Genomic DNA, 20911 nt, shown 5'->3' with positions numbered 1-20911 from the left:
AGACAACCATCTAAAGGCTCTGACATATGGCAGATACCTCTTATAAATACTTTTTATTAATCTTTTGCTTATCCAAGGGAAATCTCCAAATGCTTTTTTGCACAGTCATTTATAGTCAAAGGCTGTAAAATTTCTTTAGTAATAACTTCCCAGCATTCCTCGCCCTTAAATGCTTTTAGGATTGCATCTTTAAGAGAATTACTACTTCCACTACGAAAATTGTAGCCATTAACGCCATCGGTAATTTTTTCAACCATTCCGCCAATATCACTTCCGATCAACGGGCGTCCATGGTTAAAGGCTTCCTGAATCACCATTGGTGAATTCTCCCACCACACCGAGGGAATAATCACCCAGTCTGCCTGCTCCATTAAACGACTCATCTCATGGGACTCGTAAGAGCCATGCAATGTAACCAAATCACCGAGCTCTTCCAGCAAAGCATGGATTTTTTCCTGAAACGCCTCTGTTTGCCCTTGCAAATTAGCGCCGTGAATATCCAGATGAACTTTATCCCGAATATCTTCCGGCAGTAGTTTAAAGGCCTCCAGTAATACATCTACACCTTTGAAAGGATTAATCTGACCAAAGAAAGCAAAACGGCCGCGCCCTTCTCCTTTTGCTAACGGGCGAGGTGCTAGCGTTTCGATCTCCGGTTGACCATTTTCGATCATCACCATTTTTTCTTCAGGGATTCCCCAGGCTTTATAGCGTTCAATCAAAAAATGGCTAGGCGAGACAAACATATCCACTAAATTAAAAATGGATTTTATATATTTCTCTCTGAGGAAAAAGTCTGCAGCTGAGCGCTCAGGGAAACAGCGAGCACAGTCAGTTGGAGATGATTTATAGCACAGCTTCATCTGTTTGCCCGGCTTAACCATTTGGCCGTTATTAGCACAGATGGCTAAGTATTCATGCAGTGTTACAACAATACGTGCATCCGGCAGTGTGTTTCTTACCTCACGTATTAATTCCAAGCCCATATGTATATAGTGATGGAAATGTATCACTGTTGGCTTAAAGCGCTTTAATAATGCGCGAAATTCTTGCCATACATGCTTTTTACAACCGGACTGGAATAGGAAAAAATCGGACATATGGGTATGAAAAAGAATTTCTTTATCCGAATTAATCGTAGAAAAGGCGGAGCCTCCATGAGAAGGCTGATCGGTACGAGCCAGAAAAACCGTATCTAAACCCAGCCGCTCATATTCCTTAAATAAATTATAGGCAGCCACTTCTGCACCGCCTTTGCTGTGATCGGGGTGACCGTGGGAAACAATCAGTATTCTGTGTTCAGTCATCGATAATTCCTTAACGAACCAGCTGTTCTATCAGGCTTCCCCAGCGCTCAGTATGTTGCCAGGCATTGTAAAGTGTGATTTTAAATTTCCAGTCACGGTTTTCGAATAAATTTTGTGACATTCTCTCTAAATGGTAGAGCTTTTCATCGGTGAGTACATAGTGTCGATAGCCCGCTTTTCTTAACTGCAGACAGAGATCAGAATCCTCAAAGTCTCCAAGTACATAGGTTTCATCCAGGCCACCCACAGAATCGTACAAGGCTTTGCTGATAAACATGCAGGCACCCGTAACCGCAGGTGATTCCATTACAGAATCAATATCAATCAGCCATTCAGGATTTCCCTTTCCTGGATGTTCATTCAGCCATAAATTACCAAATTGCACACTTTTGGAGAAACTCATCCCAATATGTTGAATTGTGCCATCATCAAAAACCAACTTCGGTGCAACTACGCCAACATCCTCCAATGAAGATGCTTGCTTTTCAATTCGTGATATCCAGCCGCTGCTACTTGGAATAATATCTGAGTTAAGCAATACCAACTTATCGGCACTGGCATGACGCGCCCCCAGATTATTAGCCCCGGCATAACCTAAATTACGGCCACCGTAAATTACCTTGAAGCTTACAGGGAACAATCTACTGGTGTCATAGCAGAAAGGTATAAATGCATCATAGAGTCTGGGATCATCCAGAACGTAAATCAGCTCTGTCTCGGCAAAATCAGCATCTTCTGTAAATTGTGCTATCTGGTGTAACAGAAAATCATAGCGCCCATAGAGGGGCACTATAACACTGCGTTTGGGCTCTTTAATTTCTTGACCGAACTGTATTACTTCTACTTGGGGTTCTTCGAGTAGATAGCGTCTATTCGTCCAAAGCGCTGAGAGCGCCGGACCTATAAATTTTCGCATGTTCTTCTGGTATTCACGACCATCGACATTGAAGTTCACCAGCACCTGCTGACTTGCATGGGTAATATCCCCACGAATATTGGTCTGCTGAATCGGGACAACTCCCAGGCGGCCCTCTTTAGTGAAGAAGAGCAGCTCCAAGCGGGCTTTCTCTATCAAATGCGGCATAGGCACCCAAGTGAAGAAACCCGCTTTATAATTAGCTTCCGCTCTGCCTGGAAAGGCTTCCAAAACATCCGTGCGGGTAAACCGAGCAGATTCCTCAAGCAAATTTTTGCTGTAGCTACCATCGGTAGTGCGCAACACTAAACTTGCCAGATCCAGCTGACCGTCAAGTAGCCAACCAGAAAGGAATAGTCCATGGCCAGGTACTGCCAAAATACTGTCCCAGTGCCAGTTGACCAAGGTCTTGAGTTGTTCTTCCTCCAGTTTCTTTAAGCCTGGAATCTCAAAAACTCCATTGCCCATGCTCTTAAACATCGCATTAAGCAATTCGGCTTTTTCACTAGTCCGCCAAGTCATGCAGTGGCCAAATAAGGCTTCGCCACTCAATTCCACGAATGGCTTTAGCTCAACCTCTTTGGTCTGACCGTCAACCCTTACGGTCATACGCAGGGAACTATTTTCTATTGCAATATCATAGGGCCACTCCACCAAAAGGCTGTAACCCCAACGACTATTTCCTTCGAAATTGAAGTGCTTATTTACATCCAGCCTAGTAGTACGCAGGGTACTATAATTTATCTTGTCGATACTTTCCGTATCAGTATCTTCATCACTGCCGATATACTCGAGTTGAAAATCCAGAGATTCGTGCTCAGGGTGAAATGCCCAGCCTTGGATCAAAAGGTGTCGCCCGGCGATAACTCCGCAAATATCCACCCATACCTGTACCTGTTCGGAGAACGTCTTCTCCGCTGTGCTGCGGGCAGCCTTAAAACGCCTTCTAATATTAATTCCCATTATCTATCTCCCACTTGCTCAGCAGTGCTGTATTGCTGGTCTATCCACTGACGATAGCTGCCATCCATCACTGCCTGCCACCAGCTGTCATTCTCTAGATACCACTGCAGCGTTTTACGAATTCCGCTAGCAAAACTCTCCTGTGGTTGATAATCAAGTTCACTATTGGACTTCTGGGGATCTATGGCATAGCGACGATCATGTCCGGCCCTATCCTTTACAAAGGTAACCAGACTCTGTGCTTTCCCTGCTATTGCAGACACCGCTTTGGGGTACTTATTAGTGAGTTCCGGATTCTCAGCAAATTCTGAGTTCATTAGTTCACAAATCAGCTTAACGATGTCGAGATTTGCCCATTCATTAATACCACCAATGTTGTAACATTCTCCCAAGTGGCCTTTTTTAATTACTAAATCGATGCCTCGTGCATGGTCCTCTACATACAGCCAGTCGCGAATCTGCTGACCATCACCATAAATCGGTAGTGGTTTATCCTGCAGGATATTAGTGATTACCAGTGGTATCAGTTTTTCTGGAAAGTGGTAAGGGCCGTAATTATTGGAGCAATTACTGGTGGTAACCTTCAGTCCATAAGTATGGTGATATGCACGCACCAAGTGATCTGATGCAGCCTTACTAGCTGAATAGGGGCTATTGGGTGCATAGGGTGTGGTTTCGCTGAAGGCGGGATCCTCAGGGCCTAGGGTTCCATATACTTCATCAGTGGAAACATGATGAAAGCGGTGATTGTCTTTATTAACCCCGTCATCCAGCCAGACTTTTTTGGCGGCCTTAAGCAGGCTATGAGTACCGATAATATTGGTTTCAATAAATGCGTCTGGGCCACTGATAGACCTATCGACATGACTTTCCGCTGCAAAGTGCACCAATGTGTCAATTCTGTGCTCTTTGAGCAGCGTTTCTACCAAGTGCGTATCGCAAATATTTCCTTGGCAAAAATAAAAATTAGCATTTTCCGCTACCGGCTCCAAGTTAGCCTTGTTACCAGCATAAGTTAATGCATCTAGAACGACTACCTTATCTTGTGGGTAAGTGCTCATCCAATAGTGGATAAAGTTTGCGCCTATAAAACCAGCACCGCCGGTTACCAGTAAATTACTCATTTTTTTGACAATTCTTTTTTGGATGTTTAGAAAACTAAAAGCGTATCTTTACAAGATTAAATTTTTAGTTCTTCAGTAGTTTCTGGTGTCTATTCAGTACATGCGCCTTTCTCGCGTGTGTCACTTCATGCATATGGATGTCTACTAACATAAAGGACAGCATGATCTGAATTTTTTATGACGCAGTCTTTTCCTGTAAAACTTTGCGTAAAACCCTGCGCCAATGCTGTGGTTCAAGATTCAGATCATTCACCAATTTAGACTTATCCAGAACACTATAAGCCGGCCTAGCTGCGGGAGTAGGGTAATCTGAGGTATTGATTGGCCTAATTTCTACATTTTTCGCTTCTGCTAGTAGCCCAAGCTCCTTGGCTTCTTCATAGATTGCGACAGCAAAATCATACCAACTAGCGGTGCCAGCATCCGTACAATGGTAGATTCCGCATAAATCGGGCTTGCCCATCAATGTGAAGATTGTCTCAGCCAATGTTTGGGTGCTCGTAGGTGTACCTATCTGATCCGCCACTACACCCAATTGATTACGTTCACGCATAAGCCGAAGCATGGTGTTGGAAAAATTAGCTCCGTGGGCACTATAAACCCAGGCAGTCCGTAGAATGATTGCTTGTGGCAATACACTTTGCACGGCAACTTCACCGGCAGCCTTACTTTCTCCATAGATACCCAGTGGGCACATCGAATCCTGGGGCTGGTATGGGGTGGAGCTTTGACCATCAAATACAAAATCTGTGGAGATATGTATTAAACGAGCCCCCATTTCGCGACAAGCTTTCGCCAAGTTTTCTGGACCTGTCGCATTAGTGGCGAAAGCTTGCTCTCTCTCTGATTCCGCCTTGTCTACCGCTGTGTAGGCAGCAGCATTGATGAGAGTATCTGGTTGGTACTTATTAACAGCTTGCATAACCTGGTCACTATCTGTGATATCCAGATCGTTGCGATCTAGCGCTATCAGATCAATACCGGCTGGTTTGCGTTTTTGCAATTCCCTTGCCAGCTGGCCATTCTTACCGGTTACTAGGATTCTCATTCACTTATTCACATTGAATTAGGTTAGGCCAGTGGTACCCGGCCCTAATAGTGGAAACTAGCGGCGATAAAGCCTGGCATTCAGAATTATATACCGGGCCCCACTGATAGTTTATGGCTATACCTTTAGGTATAGGTCTCGTCTGCAACGAGCCGTTACTGGAAAACAATCGCGTCTTTTAGATGTTTCCCCTCAGCATCTTTCGCTGAGAGCTTGGGCGCTTGGCCATTAATCAAGGGCCATTCGATCGCCAGATCAGGATCATCCCAACAAATGGAATGTTCATACTCAGGTGCGTAGTAATCAGTACATTTGTAAACGAACTCTGCCTCAGCACTAGTAACATAGAAGCCATGGGCGAAGCCTTCCGGTACCCAAAGTTGACGTTTATTTTCTGCTGAAAGCGTCACACCAACCCACTGGCCGAAAGTTGAGGAGCTTTTACGCAAATCGACCGCAACATCAAAGACCTCACCTTTGGTAACGCGCACTAACTTACCTTGTGTTTGCTTGGTTTGATAATGCAGACCACGTAGTATGCCCAAGGTAGACTTACTATGGTTATCCTGGACAAAGACTCTATCTGCACATTCCTGACTGAATAAATCTTGCCGAAAAGATTCGAAAAAGAAACCACGCTCATCACCAAAAACCTTTGGCTCCAGGATTTTCACATCAGTTATTGCAGTTTCTATCACTTTCATACTGTGTATTTCTTGATTATTAACAAGGCAAAGGAAAAAGGATGTTGTGCTAGAGAACAGCGGTCAATCGATGCTGAGTTAGAGCAGAGGTCTCTCCAGATTCTAGCAACAAGCTCATTAAATATTCGCCATAACCGCTCTTCAAGAGTGGCTGAGCCTGCTTTTCCAATTGCTCGGCACAAATAAAACCTTTGCGATATGCCACTTCCTCAGGGCAGGCAATTTTCAGCCCCTGACGCCGCTCCATGGTTTGAACAAAATGCGCAGCCTCAAGCAGGTTGTCATGGGTTCCGGTATCCAACCAAGCACTGCCACGGCCCAATAACTCAACATTCAGTTCATCGCGCTTAAGGTAGATATTGTTGATATCAGTAATCTCTAATTCACCTCGCGGGCTAGGTTGAACCTCCCTGGCCAAGTCGCAAACCTGATTATCATAAAAATACAAGCCTGTTACTGCGTAGTTAGATTTTGGACGGGTCGGTTTCTCTTCTAAGCTAACGGCTTTGCCTACCTTATCAAATTCTACGACGCCATAGGCTCTTGCATCGGCAACACGGTATCCGAAGACTGTAGCGCCTTCTTCCCGCTCATCTGCACGCTGCAAGATCTGACTAAAGTGCTGGGTATAGAAAATGTTATCTCCCAGTACCAGAGCACTTTTGTTGTTACCCACATGCTCACGACCAATAATAAAAGCTTGCGCGAGACCATCTGGGCTCGGTTGTATCGCGTAGCTGATATTAATTCCCCATTGAGAACCATCTTCCAGTAAGCGTTGATAAAGATATTGCTCTTCTGGAGTGGTAATGATCAATATGTCTCGGATTCCCGCCAACATCAGAGTTGTCAGCGGGTAATAAATCATCGGCTTGTCATAGACCCCCATCAACTGCTTACTGACTCCCCTGGTAAGAGGATACAGACGGGTACCGGAACCTCCAGCCAGAATAATCCCCTTTCTGGTTGAACTTCCCTTCGTGATCATCTTTTTCTCCTTGGAGCTATATATTGCTCACTACTTTCGCCTCCTCCTCTTCCTTTTTTATCTAAAAGTTATAAAAAAGAGGAGTTATCCGATTCACCTTAGAAAGACAGTACTGCAGCTGTGCCCACTGCTATACGATAAAGAATTTCTGTGACATCTTTAGTCACCTGTAGCTCACTGGAGCGCACCTCTGGCATCACCATTATTTCATCGCCAGGGCGCAAGATATCTTTCAGACGGTTATCGAACTTCCTTTTTTTAACCCGGCTGATAGTGCCATCCAGGTGTAGGATCACCAGTTCATCTTGATTGGCGTTATTGGAGAAACCGCCGGCCATTTCAATATAATTTTCCAGTGTGTGACGCGCATTAAATACCAGTGATGTGGGAAAAATCACTTCACCTACCACTGAAACTGTTGAGTTCTTCAGGGGCACCACCAGCCTGTCACCATCTTCAAGCAACATGGTTCCAGCATTGGGATTGTTAGCCAGTACCACTTGACCACGGGGTTGTGCTTTTCGTGCCTCAGCAATAAATTTTTGAATCATCGCCGCATTTTCAGACTGAGCGCCTTTTTCTAACTCAGTGTTTGGTTGGCGGGTAAGAACTTCCATCTGAAGTGCATCAAGGGAGCGTTCTAGTGCTGCACGTTGCTTCTTAGCCACGCTCTTACGATATAACTGCACTGCAGATTGATCGGCATTACCGCGATACTGGAGCTGCGACAAGAGATCTTCCAGGGTTGCGCCGTAAGGAAGCACATAGCTGGCAGGGCCATCCAATTCACCACTTACGCTAACGGATATCGATTTGATGTCGTTATCTCTAACCAACTCAACTCTGGCCCCAGGATAAAGCGCTGTATTCAGAGCTTCCTCTAGAGGTAAATAGCTGGCTTGCTGCTGATCATCGATCACTTGGGTAATACGGGCAAAATTAGCCTGAGGATCTGGCTTGGTAACCAGTAACATCTCCCCTAATTGGGTGTAAGGACCGTTAAACTCAATTTGTGCGGCCTGTTGCACCGCGCCTTCGATAGAAACGGCTCCGTTACGTGCTCCAATAACAATGGCATCACCATTACGCAGCTGCAATGCGGGCATGCTGCCCTCGGTAAGGAAGTTATACAGATTGACGCTTTGCAACAGCTGATCACCACGTACGACTTTAACATCTATAAAGCTGCCACTATCGCGATCAATACCACCGGCACTATCCAGATAGTAGAGGATGGAGTCAGAAGAGTATCCATTATATAAGCCTGGATTTTTCACATAGCCAGTTACAAATACTTTGACTGGCTGACTCGCTTCCAGATTGGCATAGGCGCGCACATTTTTCTTAAATACGCCTTTAACCTGGCGCAGAACAAAATCATTGAGTTCGCCATTTTTCACGCCGGCGACATGTACAGGCCCAACCTCAGGCACAAAAATATTACCCTGGGGGTCCACGGCCAGGGTTGCGCTAAAACTATAGGCACCCCACAGCTGTAGGTTAATCTGATCACCTACGGTAATACGATAGTCTGGGTTAAAGCCACTAAAGGGCTGATCTTTAAAAGCACCTTGGAATAGGGACTGACCAAAGACCGGCACATTGGATTTGGGAATCTCTGTAGATTCATTCTTATCCAATAGTTGGGTTTCCAGGGCCTGGGCATTTGGCAAGGCAACGCCAGTCAGTAAACCCAGTAACACCCCTAGAGTTTTTAGTTTTTTTACGATCATTTTTTCGATCTTTTAGTTTGAGTCTCTATGTATAAAGTCTAGATTTTCTTTTCAATAATCCAGCTTTTTTTGCTTATCCCCGGCACCTCACCGAGAGGCAATAAACTTTCTAGATCCTGTGGTCGCGAATACTGGATACCAACATTTTCACAATGCCATAAATTAATAGCAGGATAATTGCCAGGCTAGCGAGGTTATAAAGTTTGCGTGGATATTCCGCTTTCTCAGTCAACGACGGCTGGCTGACAACCATTAAGTGCTTCAGCCTTCCGGAGGCCTCCATTCGCGCGGTCTCCAAGGCTTTAAGGGATGCGGCGTAAGCATCGGTGGCAAACTGAAGATTCAATTCCAAATTCTGAAAGTGTGCACTCAAGCTGTTGAGGCGCTGTTCTCCCTGAGCGTCTGATACACCTACGAGGCGTTCCTTTTCTGCAGCTATCTGCCCTTCCAGGGCATTAATTTCAGCTTGCATAGAGACAACCTGAGAGGAATCAGGATTAAGGTAGGTTTTGGCCGCAGTCAGCTTGGCACGCTGCTCAGCAAGTTTCGCCTCCAATCCTTGAATAATGCCGCTGATGCCTTTGGTCAGCTCTTCCGGGCTGACTACCTTATTGCGGTTTTGAAAATCGAGAATCTCCTGCTTGGAAGCGCGGAGTTTATTCTGCGCTAACTCCAGCTCACTACGAACAAAAGCCACTTGCTTGTCAGCCAGCTGATTGCTGATAGCATTTACGAAATCTTCAGATTTCTGGGTAACAATCTCAACTAACCTACGCGCAAATTCAGGCTCAAAAGCCTGCATTTCGATTGTAATAATGCCCGTCGACTCATCGTAACCAACCGCAATATGTTCGCGGTAGTATTTCAAGTAATCTTCCTGGGTTGCCTCCGAGCCGAGACGTGAAAAGATGTCGTAACGATCGCTCTTGTAGTAATCACTCAACTGTAATGTCTTATCCAGATATACCGCCATATCCAGAGACTGGATATAGTTAACCACTAGGAAGGCATCCTGATTATCTGCTCCTGTCCCTGGTAACAAGAAACCGAGAGAAGATGACATTCCCTGGCTGGAACCATTGTCTTTTACAATAAGCTGGGTACTACTGACATAGCGATCCGATACAAAGAAGAGATAATAGGCGGATACAAGAAGTAGCGGCAGACCAACACAAAGCAGTAATCCACGCCAAGGGCTCATGCGCGAGCGGCCTGCTCTAGGTTGCGGCTGCGGTTCATTCGCAGCAAAACCTGTAAACAAGTCTTTTACAACCTCGGCGGTTCTTTTTAGTGCGCCACTATCGGGCTTAGTCTTTTGCTCTGTATCGAGCTGCATATTTGTTTCCATTGTCTATGCCTTAAGTGCCTGTGCGGCCCTGCTCTGTTGTTGCACCTTGGGCTTGGGGATTCCCTGCTGATAAACCTCTATGGCTTCGTCTACGGTATCGTATATCCGCAGCCCTTCCGGCCCGAGATAGATACCAACGTCGCAATTCTTTTTCAGTTGCGGCATTGCATGGGCCACAATAATAAAATTGGCTGATTTGCGTTTCTCGGCAATCACCTGTTCACACTTATGTTTGAAGTGCGCATCACCGACTGACATCACCTCATCTACCAGGTAACAATCGAAATCCACAGAAATACTCAGGCCAAACGCCAAGCGGGAGCGCATGCCAGAGGAGTAAGTCTTGACTGGCGCATTAAAGTAGTCGCCTATCTCGGCAAAGTCCTGAACCCTTTCCAGTACCTTCTGCCGGCCCCTTCCCCAAATTCCATGGATTCCGCAGATAAACTCGGCATTCTCTCGCCCTGTCATACTGCCCTGGAAACCACTTGCCAACCCCATAGGCCAAGAGATGCGCTCGTTGGTTATAACCCGCCCATAATCTGGATAATCAATGCCGCCCATAATCCGCAACAGGGTTGATTTGCCGGCACCATTACGCCCAAGGATGCCGATATTCTTGCCCTCCGGGAAAACAGCATTCACATCTTTGAACAGCACCTTACGACCATTCGGCGTGCGAAAAGACTTGGTCAGATTGCGCAACTCAATCATTTACTGCGCACCAAGTCTTGCCACTGACTGCGGTAGACCAGCAAGCCAAAGCCGAGCATGACTAACGAACTGAAAGCCAGGTATGGCAAGTTGGCAAACATGCCGTGGTAGCTGCTGAACAATCCTTCACGGGTTAGCTCGATCACATGAAGCAAGGGGTTCCAGACGAGATAGGGGTGGTATTGCTCAGGTATCTGCTCGAGAGAGAAGAATACCCCTGACATAAAGTAGAGTGGTCGTTGGATCAAGGAACCAAATTTTGACATCTCAGGATATTTTGCACCGGTCACGCAGAGCGCCAGACTCATGCCTAAGCAAAAACACAAATAGAGAATGTTCACAACAACTAACAAGAGGAAATTGTTAAAGGTCGCAGATATACCAACCCAAGCCAGTACCCCTAGCAGCGCAACCAAGCTTACCAGGTAGATTACAAACTCTAGCATCACCCGGCTTAAAACCGCATCAAAGGGTCGCAGCTGGCGATAGTTGAACAACCCCCGGTTTGAGTCCACAGCTGCCATAGACTTACCAAAGCAGTGGGAAAAAAATAGAAACGGGGCGATACCAGCGAGCATAAACAACATGGTGGGAATGCCGGGATAGAATTCTCGCCCAAGGAAGCTAAAGATTGCCGCCAGAACCATGATATGCATGGCAGGCTCTAACAACACCCAGGCATAGCCCAGTTTCAACTTGCCGAAGCGGGTTTTCATCTCGCGCACAAGCAGTGCGTAGATCACATCCCGCTGGATCTGCCAGACAGTACGCGAAGTTGTTGGGCTCATAGCAGCTTTCTTGAATAACTGTGAACCAGTCCCCCTCTCACAAGCGTGGAACTGAGATAATGATTACAAATCCGTTTGGAAGGATTTACTTCAAATAGCCGAGTGATACCTGATAGAACTTCACTCATCTTAAGTATGCGAGCGGCATAGCTTACACAATTAGATGATGACTCCTCCTGAGTGCATCAGCAGCCTTATTTGTCAGCGCGGCATGTTAACGCGGCGATTGATCTACGTCACACTAAATTAATTACGCGCCATTACGTGAATCCCGCCTGATAACTTGCTTTCTTACAATCCGCAGAACTTACACAGATTAAAAACCACTCTCAATGTGCGTCTGGTGCCTGTCATCAATGGGCAAACGAGTAGTCCTCCCTTAACTTACTTTGTGAGCACTTACTCCCCTCTATGGCCACAACGAAAAGATAGTATTATTTTTATACGAATCGAGCTGATTTTATACACATCACAAATGTGATACGAGCAAGCACCTAAGGGTTTACCCCCAAACTTGCAAGGTAATTTTTGAAAATCGCACCCAAAAAATAGTGGAATACCTCAGTATCCAAGACCTGCTCTGAACATTCCTAGAAAAATGTAACTTGCACTACAAGCAAATATGAAAGGGAGTAGGGTAGCGCTTAAGAGGTTCGTTAGCACTCACCACCAACTTAAAATCATGCTGATCTCATATGCCCGCAAGTAATCAGTACGGAAATCCTCCTATCGATTAAGGAGCAAGGTTTACAGACATAACTCATTTCCGGAAGTGACTTGAAACTGTTGTACAGTTTTCATGAGGTGGGTAGGCCAAGCACCTTGAACTTGGCCATAGTTTGCAAAGGCATCTCAGCCTGCTATCAAAATTATGAATGTAAAAACGTACTCATCTAGCAACTGAGGAACTTCGGAATACGTTATGAGCACATGAGGATCAAATCTTATAGCTCTTTCATACTCTGCTCCTACCTTAACAGCTGGCTCCACTGATACTTACCCCCAATAAAGTCAAACCCTCAATAAAGAAGTCACTGTTGATTTCTAAAAAGTATGTGTCGATGACATAAAAAGCACGGCTCAAATCTTTCATAGATTCAATTTTCAACAGCTGCCATCCACAAAGAATCAACGCTTCTAACCACCAGGGTAGAGACATACGGCCAACTTTGACCAACCCATAAGCCAGCTAAACCTGCTGGCAGGCTGAGAGCAGGTAAAGCAGTCGTCAGGTAATGAGATAGCCAGACCAAAGAAGCGCCGCATGGAGGGTGACACAGATTTGCCGGACAATCTCTACCCGGACCCGCGCCACCGGGGAAACTACTGGCTCAATCGTTGTAACGCTCTAAAGCGCTTTGGCGAAGACTTCGAAGCCATCTCTATACATAAAGCTAAATTGTCTGACCTTCGCAAATGGTGAGAATCCCTTACCTATCATCAACAGCACACACGCCGCGCCGAGTTTAATAAATTCTTTAATTACTAAATGGCAGAAGGGTTGTACAAGCTCGATAGCATCCCGTTTACCCACCGCCGGTGGCTGACTGCGCCTACTGAAGCCCAGCAAAAAAGCGTCAACACTTAACCCTGGAAGCTAACTGGACCATCTATGAAAAGGTCGGGGAATTAGGCTGTGAGGCACTACAGATTGCTATGGGCATTAGTATGCACTGCGCTGATATTTGCGTGCTGAACTTTGTGGAACACCTACGCAAAACAATCAATAAATCTGAAGCAAAATGGGTCAGTTTCGCCGCCAACCATCTAAGTTTTAATTTACAAAAACTTGGTAAACTTATTAGCCGTGCAAGGGAACTCAGCCTAAGAAATTACCGCCGCCCCTACATACTGAGCCACACACCTAAGCAACGGCGCACCGGAAAAACTAAAGAGTATGTTTACCAGGTAAGCCCCGGCCGACTGAGCGATATGTTTACAAAAGCTCGCAACGCTACTGGACTTTATATCGGCTTACCCAAAAACTAAACTCCACCCAGTTTCCATGAAGTACGCAGCTTGGCCTCTGAGCGGTTTAAGCGATTAGGATACGACGTAAAATCAGTACAACAACTGATGGCGCATACTGATGAGCGGGTTACTCAGTCTTATCAAGCGGGACACGGTATTGATTATGAGGAGATTAGTATCTATTTGGATAAGCAAGCAATAGGAAGGGAGTTTTAATAGGGGAAATTTTTAACACTAAGATAAATACTAGTCCAGTACCTAGACTGGACTAGCTAGAGTTATAATAAACTTACTTAAGCTCTATTCTACCCAAAGTTACAATCATCTACCCCTTGAAATAAGCCTACTTTTCCTGAGGCATAAAGAGTCAACAGGCTAGAGTACATTTGCTTTCCCTGATCATCAGATATATCCAATACATATTCCCAGCTGGGGTTTGAGTGGCACTCAATAGGGGAGGCTTGGTGTCGATCAAGCTGTATAAATAATTTCCCAGGTTAGAGGCGATCTTGCATTAGCCTTTTTACTGTTGCCGAATCTATCTCTGAAGACTGTACAGTTGAGGCCGAAAACAGTACTAGCGACTTGAACTTCATTTATCCCTCTATACTATTTCCAATAGTGCATTGAAAATAATTCTTCAATATACCATATTCACAATCTCTCTTGCCTTGAAGCCCAAAAGCAACCTGAATTTTCAGAATATATTTATTATTTTTCGCTAAGATATACAGAAAACCCTAACTCTCTGGTATTTCGCAATAACTAAAAACACTGGAAGCTCCATCAATAAATGAACTAAAAAACTTTTGATCCTACTTGGCACGATAAAGAGCCTGATGCCACACATGAGAAGAAATCACTTTTTATTTTTTGAATAAGCGAGGAGCTGAAAGGATATTTGTGAGGGGGATATTTCAGGCGAAAAAAAAGAACCCTAAAGGCTCTTTTTTCTTTCTTGCGAGTTTTTGTTCACCGGATACGAGGTCGTTACCCTCTTCTCGCAACCCATTGAAATACAAGGGGAAATTTGGTGGAGCTAAGCGGGATTGAACCGCTGACCTCAACACTGCCAGTCTTCAGCACACAAAAATGCAAGTTACTGAATTTTAAAGGGAAACAGCTGTTTTCCAGCCACAACCCTCTCACTCTCCTCGATGATAGCGCACTGACGCTTTAACCACCCCCTCCACAATCAACTCTTGCCCTTCCCAAATTGGAATATGAGCATATTTATCATTTGCTGATATCAGCCCTCCTCGACGTCGACCCAGAATCTTGCACGTTAGCTGACCGTCCAGGGCCACCACAACCACATCACCGTGCTTAGGGGTTAGCGATCGATCGACAACCAATAGATCACCATTATGGATACCGACATTTACCATTGAGTCGTCATTGGCGCGGACAATGTAAGTTGACGCTGGCCTTGTGATCAGATGGTCATCCAGGCTAAGGGCCGCCTCCTTGTGGTCATCGGCGGAAGAGGGAAAGCCACAGGCGACGCTGTGACCATAGAATGTGGAAAGCTTCATAATGGAATATCTAAATACTGTATGTATGTACAGCTTGTTACTATAGCTATCCAACAAACAAGGGGAATGAGTGACTATGAGGCCGGCACCACTCACGGCACCGGCTTTACAAAGCAGTCAGTCAGCCTCTTCAAATGCAGATCTTCCCTCTGGGATCTTTTGCTCATAGGCGCAAATCACGAACCCTACCTCATCGCTAATAAGCTGCAGCAAGGCTTTACGGGTCAGCTGACTCGAACAATCCGCAACCCATTCCAGGCCGGCACATAGATTGTTGACGTGGTGAAGTTGTTGAATGTGAGCAGTCATTGGCATAGTCCACCTCCTGTAGGAACTACAAATCCTCACTAATACCGCCGATCGAATTCAGCACTTTATTCGAGCGTTTGGCGACAAACACCGGGACACTACTAACTATTTCTCAGTGTATAAATGAATATTCTGGATTATTTCTAATCTAGAAATGCAAAATGCGGTTTTATTTCGAAAATCGAAAATTTGTTATTACGGGAGTACCTGATACGGCTAGATGTTTGAGGCCGGAACACTAGGCAAACGCCTGCGCAACGCACGGAAATTGGAGGAGAAGACGATCGCACAGTTGGCCAACCAGCTGGGACTAGCGCCATCTCAAGTTTCGAAAATGGAAACAGGAAGTCAGAAGCTGCCGGAGGAACTGTGTGAGGCGGTGGGGATTACGTTGGCCGAGGTGTACGGGGCCGAGTACCGGCACCACTTTACTCAGATCCCCTTCCCGCAGTTAATAGCCCGAATGTACGCAAAATTGCCGCAGGAGTTTCGCCGGTATATTCACCGGGTGGTTGAGAGTAGTTACCAGCTTTGGAAAGGAAGGCGATAACGCCTACCAACACGGGCCGGAGGCGCGATAACGCCGGAGGTCCAGCAAATGCTTGCATTTGCGATCGTGCTTGGCCTTGTTACTAACCAAGCGTCCGAATCAATCCAAATTTTGAATTAAGAACCTCTTGAAGTGCTGACTTCAATTCAATTAACCAGTCCCCAATGAATTTAATATCTTCTACTTTTCCTTCTAACGAAGAACCTTCCGTAATCTCAGACAGGTTATCTAAAGCTGTTGCCACTTGCTCGTAGGTGATTATTGCTATAGGGCCAAAACCAAAATCCACACCATCTCCACAATCTTCTCCAAATTGGTAGCTAAGTTGCTCTAGAGATTTGATTATTCTGGGATATCTTGAATCTAAAACTTCCTTAACCCAATCAACAGTTTTAATATTCCAGTCATCAATTAAAACTGACCCTTCTCTGCTACTAACCTTAAAGTCCGCAGGAGGCACTTCACCAGTTTCCTCTTCGTAACACTCACTATCCTCTAATAGCAACCAATAAAGAAATTCATTTCCCCTAATCTTCTCGATGTTTTCTGGGCTTATTGGATGAAAGGTATAATTTGTACTCACTAGTCTAAATTCCTCAACTTACTCGAATTAATGTATGTTTAGTAACGCATGGCTCAAGTGCGCCGTAGGCGCCACTTGCAACCACTTGCTAGCTACCGATTACCTTGATGCTGATGCCAATATACAACCGGCACCGATGAATGTTGAGCCAAATACTTTACCTGCAATAGGACCTGAAAATATTTTGGCTGTTTTGTTCTTTGCTCTCCGTGCCAGATACGAATATGTAGATAGACAGACAAACGATGAACACATAAAGCTTAAAACCAGCACAGTGAACTGTGGAAGTAATGACTCTGAAACTACTATGAATTGTGGGAATAATGCTGTTGTAAAAACAATCGCCTTAGGATTTGTAACGGAAACCAAAATACCCTGTAAATATAGACTGATAGTATGCTTCTTACCTTTTTTTGTTTGCTTTAATTCCATTGGTGTTATGCCTTTCCTCCATAGATTTACACCCATGTAGATAAGGTAAATTGCACCTGCGATTTTTAATACAGTAAAAGCAATAGCCGAATTGAGAACAATTGCACTCAAGCCTAAAACAGAAAAGCTGGACATAAGAAGTAGTCCAGAAATATTACCCAAAACCGTGATCAATGATTTTTTGAAACCATACATCAAACTGTTTGTTGATACCAACAAAGTTGCTGGTCCGGGAGTTGCTGTTGCCAACAAAGCAATCGAACAGAATGCTAACCAACTTTCTATTTGCATTAAACTCTCCATAGGAAGCTAACGCCGCCAACAAAGGCCGAGCGGTAGCGAGGTCCAGCCGCGCTTTTCGCGGCGATTTTACTTGGCTTTGTTAAGCATTTGGTCTTGCTCCCCGCACAAACTCTCCCGGCCCACTTGATTGATTTTTAAGCCATTCAGCTGGTGAGTAGCCCAACTCTTCCCAACGGCTATAAAAATATTCTACAAGAGGGTTAGTTTTATTAAACCCGACATGTATATCAGAGTCATTACAGAAACGAAATTCCAAGTCTACGACTTCAACGAAAACATCATTATTGCCAAATTCACCTAAACCACGTGCTTCAAGTTCAGTGATCTTCGTTTCTAATTCTTCAAGTGACAACATTTCAGGTAGCCATTCATTACCAGGGTAGTACTCGATACCCCAAGCGAAGCCAAATAACACTGAGCAATCTTTAATGCCTCTTTTCGAAAAATACTCTACGAAATTACGAAATTCAGCCCAAAACTGCTCTTTCGATAGTGGATATGTAAGTATCTCTCTTTTCTTCATCTTGATGCTTAACGCAAAGCTAAAAGGCCGGAGGTGTTTTTTGCCGGAGATCCAGCCCATGTTTTTGGGGGCGAATTTTCAGCGTTTTGTTAAAACGTCTCATCTGACCTCTCTGATACAGAAAGGCTTTTTCTAAGTAGCAGCGAGACCAAATATATAATTGCCAGCGGAGGTAATAATGCCATAAATCCACCAACTACAACCGCTTGTTTAACCTTTAAAGTTTTTTTGATAGCTAGCATATAGCTAAGAACTAATACAACACAAAACCATAGCAATATACCCAGGGCTTCGATGTTGGAAATATTAAACAGCTCATACATTACGCATGATCCATTAAGGAGCTATAACGTCGCGCTAACGGGCTGGCGCTGCGCCGCAGTGACAGTCCAAGACTAGCGAAGCTGGGCTGAGTGTTGAGTGCCTTGTTAAATGCGGCTAACACGGTGCTACCGATAGTGTAGAGCCTACTGCATTAAAAAAAGCGTTTATGATCTCACTTGTTACCCTGGCTTGATTAAATGTGACATCCATAAGAAAGCCAAAAATGACACTCACATAAACTAGATAACCGAACCCCATGTAATCGTTGTATAGGATCGTATAGAAACAGTCTTGACCGAACAGGTAAATGGCCGAAGATGCGGTCGTAGCAGATAACAAAAAGATACCCGGAAGGAACAAGTGCGCCATGGCTTTTGGTTTCTGGAATGAGACCAGCAGCAAGATCATAAACATTACAGTGTTACTGCCTAAGAAAATTCGAAGGTCCGTTCTTAAGCTTTCAACAATGGTCATGTATTTATTTTTGATGATCTCGCCGAGCTTTTCTTGTGCAACCTGTAAGTTAGCAATGCGTTCCATGTATCCAGCTGCGATAGATTTAGTGAGGCTTTTCTTTTTTTCGCAATCATAGCCACATAGAGAGGCGATAACACTAGCGATTTTTTCGGGTAGCTTGTTGTTGAGATCTGCTCTAATTTTGCTTTCTTCGTATCCTAGGCGTGAGGCAATAGATAGTGCTTTATCAGATAACGAGGACACCTTGCTGTCTTGGTACTTCTCCTCGATTTCACTCTCAATTTGCATTGCAACGAAATCCTTTGCAGATTTCTCAACGGCCGTAGGCATACCGAAAGTTACGCTGAAAAGCGTACCAAAGAGCAGCAACCCAAAAACCCCTATTGCTCTAAGCGTAACTCTCATATCTCTCCTAGACATTTAACGCCCGGCTTTGGGGCTGACTTGGAGCTGCAAAGCAGCGGAAAGGCAGTTCCAGCCCCGCAGGGGCAACAACAGCCGCTTGTTATGTGATGGCATCTACTTCACTCTTCTCTTTCGCTCCCAAAAGAGGTTGCACCATATATACCGCAGAAGAATGCCGATGCAAAAGCATAGTACCTAGCAGACCCATTCCATAGGCTTCGATACAACTCGAGCTCATTTACTTTCTCACAAAGTTCGAGCGATTCAATTATGCAACTCTCTAGTCCTGACATAACCCGTTCTGCATAACTTATTTGATAGCCAAGCATAGAAATACACCACACGGCTACTCCGATGCTAAATACGGAAAGTACCTTTCTGTTACGGCTTAGTTGCTTGAACATTTTGAGCTTACTCTTTTAGTCACATAACGCCTAGCTGCACCGGAAAAATACGAGCGTAGCGAGTAATTTTGATCTTGCCCCGATAAAACGGACACACTACTTTTCATACTGCTATTCGCTCATATTCCATTGGCGATCGATAGCCTAGAGCTGAATGCAGCCGCCTACGGTTGTAAAAATCATTAATATATCGAGCCAAAGCATACTTTAGATGGCTCATTGTCTGGAATCTAGTTTCTCTAATCAGTTCAGCTTTTAAGCTATGGAAGAACGACTCCATATGGGCATTATCCGTACATTTACCCGCTCTACTCAAGCTATGCTGGATTCCATATTTTCTCAACTCTTTTTGATACTCGGACCCTCTGTACTCTACACCTCTGTCCGTGTGTAATATTAATCCCGGTTTTGATCCTCTTTTCCTTACAGCATTCATCAGGGTTCTTCGGGTTAATTCTGTTGTTCTTTTCGTATCTAAACTCCAACCGATTACTCGGCGAGAATACAAATCCATCACCACTGACAAGTACTGCCATTGACCCTTAACCTTAAGGTAGGTTATGTCAGCAACCCAAACTTGATTCTTGCTTTTAGGCACAGCTCCATCCGGTCTAAGATTCTCCCCAGAGGCTAGGAAACGCTTTATGCCTGGTGCCCTACGTGTCACTCTCGTAACTCTGGCTACGACTCCTAATTCCTGCATCAGCCGGGCTACGCGCTTACGGCTAACTTCATATCCCTTGGTCAGCAGGGCTTTCCAAATTCTTGGACTACCATAGCGCCCTGCAGAGTCATCCGAAATCTTTTGAATCTGAACCTTTAGATCATCATCTTGGTGTTTTCGGTGCGATCGCTGCCTCTTCAGCCAATCATAATAGCCACTGCGCGATACTCCCAGCCACTGACAAGTTCTTTTGATACCTAGTTCTGATCCGAACCTCTGGATGAATCGATATCTTGCTGATGTTCCTCCGCAAGAAACCGTTGCCACTTTTTTAACAAATCAAGCTCCTACTTTAATTTACGATTCTCCGCCTCTAAACGCTTTACCCTAGAAAGTTCTTTCTCTGCTTTAGAGACTACACCAGTAAGCTTTCTTCGTTTATCTGCCACAATCTTCCCCTCCTGAAACTCTTTTCGCCATCGTGACAGCATGAAAGGGTGAATGTCGAGAGTTTCGGCCACTTCCTTAACTTGAACACCCTCTATCAAGCTAAGCATTACCGCTTTCACTTTGAATTCGTTTGAATACTGCCAAGTCTTTCTAGGTTTGTTGTATTTCGGCATAAGACACCTCGTCTGTTTGACTTTGGTGTCCGTTAAAACGGGGCAAGATCAGGTCGTGCTGCAATGCCTTGTATGGTTGTTCTTGCCCGATTCTGATGTTGAAAACCCTTTTCGCTAACGGGTAAATTGAGACCCACCTTCGGCGGCCACCGAAGGCCTTGTTTATCACAGTTCG

General features: G+C 44.9%; 21 protein-coding genes and 1 pseudogene. 3 read left to right on the top strand and 19 right to left on the bottom strand.

The window, feature by feature from the left end:
• Positions 1 to 68: 68 nt before the first annotated feature.
• From ACJJIB_RS05600 to ACJJIB_RS05550, 11 genes are all read right to left on the bottom strand, one after another.
• On the bottom strand, positions 69 to 1241 hold the full coding sequence (locus ACJJIB_RS05600) for a glycosyltransferase (protein ID WP_444888129.1): 1173 nt from the start codon (positions 1239 to 1241) through the stop codon (positions 69 to 71).
• Between the two features lie 76 nt (positions 1242 to 1317).
• On the bottom strand, positions 1318 to 3186 hold the full coding sequence (locus ACJJIB_RS05595; protein WP_444888128.1) for a glycosyltransferase family 2 protein: 1869 nt from the start codon (positions 3184 to 3186) through the stop codon (positions 1318 to 1320).
• On the bottom strand, positions 3186 to 4310 hold the full coding sequence (gene rfbB, locus ACJJIB_RS05590) for a dTDP-glucose 4,6-dehydratase (protein WP_444888127.1): 1125 nt from the start codon (positions 4308 to 4310) through the stop codon (positions 3186 to 3188). Before rfbB ends, ACJJIB_RS05595 begins: the two co-directional genes overlap by 1 nt.
• 175 nt (positions 4311 to 4485) lie before the next feature.
• The gene (gene rfbD / locus ACJJIB_RS05585; RefSeq protein WP_444888126.1) at positions 4486 to 5358 is read right to left on the bottom strand and encodes a dTDP-4-dehydrorhamnose reductase; all 873 of its coding nucleotides are present in this window, start codon (positions 5356 to 5358) and stop codon (positions 4486 to 4488) included.
• A gap of 155 nt (positions 5359 to 5513) precedes the next feature.
• Positions 5514 to 6062 (bottom strand): dTDP-4-dehydrorhamnose 3,5-epimerase, encoded by a 549-nt coding sequence (rfbC, locus tag ACJJIB_RS05580; protein ID WP_444888125.1) that lies wholly within the window; start codon positions 6060 to 6062, stop codon positions 5514 to 5516.
• A gap of 49 nt (positions 6063 to 6111) precedes the next feature.
• Positions 6112 to 7050, bottom strand: coding sequence for a glucose-1-phosphate thymidylyltransferase RfbA (gene rfbA, locus ACJJIB_RS05575; RefSeq protein WP_444888124.1), 939 nt, complete (start codon positions 7048 to 7050; stop codon positions 6112 to 6114).
• A 98-nt stretch (positions 7051 to 7148) separates the two neighbouring features.
• Positions 7149 to 8783 (bottom strand): polysaccharide biosynthesis/export family protein, encoded by a 1635-nt coding sequence (locus ACJJIB_RS05570; protein WP_444888123.1) that lies wholly within the window; start codon positions 8781 to 8783, stop codon positions 7149 to 7151.
• Between the two features lie 109 nt (positions 8784 to 8892).
• Positions 8893 to 10119: a KpsE/RkpR family capsule polysaccharide export protein gene (locus tag ACJJIB_RS05565; RefSeq protein WP_444888122.1), complete on the bottom strand. Its 1227-nt coding sequence runs from the start codon at positions 10117 to 10119 to the stop codon at positions 8893 to 8895.
• Positions 10120 to 10134: 15 nt separating this feature from the next.
• On the bottom strand, positions 10135 to 10845 hold the full coding sequence (locus ACJJIB_RS05560; protein ID WP_444882629.1) for an ABC transporter ATP-binding protein: 711 nt from the start codon (positions 10843 to 10845) through the stop codon (positions 10135 to 10137).
• The gene (locus tag ACJJIB_RS05555) at positions 10842 to 11633 is read right to left on the bottom strand and encodes an ABC transporter permease (RefSeq protein ID WP_444882630.1); all 792 of its coding nucleotides are present in this window, start codon (positions 11631 to 11633) and stop codon (positions 10842 to 10844) included. The genes ACJJIB_RS05560 and ACJJIB_RS05555 overlap by 4 nt, the downstream gene beginning before the upstream one ends.
• 973 nt (positions 11634 to 12606) lie before the next feature.
• Positions 12607 to 12792 (bottom strand): hypothetical protein, encoded by a 186-nt coding sequence (locus ACJJIB_RS05550; RefSeq protein WP_444888121.1) that lies wholly within the window; start codon positions 12790 to 12792, stop codon positions 12607 to 12609.
• Between the two features lie 105 nt (positions 12793 to 12897).
• On the opposite strand from ACJJIB_RS05550, the gene ACJJIB_RS05545 reads away from it, so the two are divergent.
• Together ACJJIB_RS05545 and ACJJIB_RS05540 are read left to right on the top strand one after the other, a co-directional pair.
• Positions 12898 to 13056 (top strand): hypothetical protein, encoded by a 159-nt coding sequence (locus tag ACJJIB_RS05545; protein ID WP_444888120.1) that lies wholly within the window; start codon positions 12898 to 12900, stop codon positions 13054 to 13056.
• 596 nt (positions 13057 to 13652) lie between these two features.
• Positions 13653 to 13820 carry a hypothetical protein gene (locus ACJJIB_RS05540; RefSeq protein ID WP_444888119.1) on the top strand — a complete coding sequence of 56 codons (168 nt, stop codon included), beginning with the start codon at positions 13653 to 13655 and terminating at the stop codon, positions 13818 to 13820.
• A gap of 929 nt (positions 13821 to 14749) precedes the next feature.
• On the opposite strand, the gene ACJJIB_RS05535 is transcribed toward ACJJIB_RS05540, so the two are convergent.
• Entirely contained in the window at positions 14750 to 15139 is a 390-nt protein-coding gene (locus ACJJIB_RS05535) for a LexA family protein (protein ID WP_444888118.1), read from the bottom strand.
• Positions 15140 to 15256: 117 nt separating this feature from the next.
• Positions 15257 to 15454, bottom strand: coding sequence for a hypothetical protein (locus ACJJIB_RS05530; protein WP_444888117.1), 198 nt, complete (start codon positions 15452 to 15454; stop codon positions 15257 to 15259).
• Positions 15455 to 15668: 214 nt separating this feature from the next.
• Between ACJJIB_RS05530 and ACJJIB_RS05525 the strand changes: the two genes are divergently transcribed.
• Positions 15669 to 15998 (top strand): helix-turn-helix domain-containing protein, encoded by a 330-nt coding sequence (locus ACJJIB_RS05525; RefSeq protein WP_444888116.1) that lies wholly within the window; start codon positions 15669 to 15671, stop codon positions 15996 to 15998.
• A gap of 82 nt (positions 15999 to 16080) precedes the next feature.
• Here ACJJIB_RS05525 and ACJJIB_RS05520 read toward each other — a convergent pair whose 3' ends face one another.
• From ACJJIB_RS05520 to ACJJIB_RS05495, 6 genes and pseudogenes are all read right to left on the bottom strand, one after another.
• Positions 16081 to 16581, bottom strand: a complete 501-nt coding sequence (locus ACJJIB_RS05520) for a hypothetical protein (protein WP_444888115.1) — start codon at positions 16579 to 16581, stop codon at positions 16081 to 16083.
• Between the two features lie 99 nt (positions 16582 to 16680).
• Entirely contained in the window at positions 16681 to 17304 is a 624-nt protein-coding gene (locus tag ACJJIB_RS05515; protein ID WP_444888114.1) for a LysE family translocator, read from the bottom strand.
• A 91-nt stretch (positions 17305 to 17395) separates the two neighbouring features.
• A complete protein-coding gene (locus tag ACJJIB_RS05510; protein ID WP_444888113.1) occupies positions 17396 to 17839 on the bottom strand; it encodes a hypothetical protein in 444 nt (147 codons plus the stop codon).
• Positions 17840 to 17928: 89 nt separating this feature from the next.
• Positions 17929 to 18162 carry a hypothetical protein gene (locus ACJJIB_RS05505; RefSeq protein ID WP_444888112.1) on the bottom strand — a complete coding sequence of 78 codons (234 nt, stop codon included), beginning with the start codon at positions 18160 to 18162 and terminating at the stop codon, positions 17929 to 17931.
• Between the two features lie 115 nt (positions 18163 to 18277).
• Entirely contained in the window at positions 18278 to 19045 is a 768-nt protein-coding gene (locus ACJJIB_RS05500; RefSeq protein ID WP_444888111.1) for a hypothetical protein, read from the bottom strand.
• 507 nt (positions 19046 to 19552) lie between these two features.
• A pseudogene (locus ACJJIB_RS05495) lies at positions 19553 to 20736 on the bottom strand (IS3 family transposase).
• Positions 20737 to 20911: the final 175 nt, after the last annotated feature.

It is taken from the genome of Microbulbifer mixtoriginis (SeqCode) (assembly GCF_052467705.1).
This window is presented reverse-complemented; position numbering and strand designations above follow the sequence as displayed.

Bases quoted from the DNA above. Each gene is read 5' to 3' on its own strand.
- ACJJIB_RS05505 (WP_444888112.1), bottom strand. From the start codon at position 18,162: ATGTATGAGCTGTTTAATATTTCCAACATCGAAGCCCTGGGTATATTG.
- rfbA (WP_444888124.1), bottom strand. From the start codon at position 7,050: ATGATCACGAAGGGAAGTTCAACCAGAAAGGGGATTATTCTGGCTGGA.
- rfbD (WP_444888126.1), bottom strand. From the start codon at position 5,358: ATGAGAATCCTAGTAACCGGTAAGAATGGCCAGCTGGCAAGGGAATTG.
- ACJJIB_RS05555 (WP_444882630.1), bottom strand. From the start codon at position 11,633: ATGAGCCCAACAACTTCGCGTACTGTCTGGCAGATCCAGCGGGATGTG.
- rfbB (WP_444888127.1), bottom strand. From the start codon at position 4,310: ATGAGTAATTTACTGGTAACCGGCGGTGCTGGTTTTATAGGCGCAAAC.
- ACJJIB_RS05595 (WP_444888128.1), bottom strand. From the start codon at position 3,186: ATGGGAATTAATATTAGAAGGCGTTTTAAGGCTGCCCGCAGCACAGCG.
- rfbC (WP_444888125.1), bottom strand. From the start codon at position 6,062: ATGAAAGTGATAGAAACTGCAATAACTGATGTGAAAATCCTGGAGCCA.
- ACJJIB_RS05515 (WP_444888114.1), bottom strand. From the start codon at position 17,304: ATGCAAATAGAAAGTTGGTTAGCATTCTGTTCGATTGCTTTGTTGGCA.
- ACJJIB_RS05500 (WP_444888111.1), bottom strand. From the start codon at position 19,045: ATGAGAGTTACGCTTAGAGCAATAGGGGTTTTTGGGTTGCTGCTCTTT.
- ACJJIB_RS05510 (WP_444888113.1), bottom strand. From the start codon at position 17,839: ATGAAGAAAAGAGAGATACTTACATATCCACTATCGAAAGAGCAGTTT.
- ACJJIB_RS05550 (WP_444888121.1), bottom strand. From the start codon at position 12,792: ATGTCTCTACCCTGGTGGTTAGAAGCGTTGATTCTTTGTGGATGGCAG.
- ACJJIB_RS05560 (WP_444882629.1), bottom strand. From the start codon at position 10,845: ATGATTGAGTTGCGCAATCTGACCAAGTCTTTTCGCACGCCGAATGGT.
- ACJJIB_RS05570 (WP_444888123.1), bottom strand. From the start codon at position 8,783: ATGATCGTAAAAAAACTAAAAACTCTAGGGGTGTTACTGGGTTTACTG.
- ACJJIB_RS05565 (WP_444888122.1), bottom strand. From the start codon at position 10,119: ATGCAGCTCGATACAGAGCAAAAGACTAAGCCCGATAGTGGCGCACTA.
- ACJJIB_RS05545 (WP_444888120.1), top strand. From the start codon at position 12,898: ATGGAGGGTGACACAGATTTGCCGGACAATCTCTACCCGGACCCGCGC.
- ACJJIB_RS05530 (WP_444888117.1), bottom strand. From the start codon at position 15,454: ATGCCAATGACTGCTCACATTCAACAACTTCACCACGTCAACAATCTA.
- ACJJIB_RS05535 (WP_444888118.1), bottom strand. From the start codon at position 15,139: ATGAAGCTTTCCACATTCTATGGTCACAGCGTCGCCTGTGGCTTTCCC.
- ACJJIB_RS05525 (WP_444888116.1), top strand. From the start codon at position 15,669: ATGTTTGAGGCCGGAACACTAGGCAAACGCCTGCGCAACGCACGGAAA.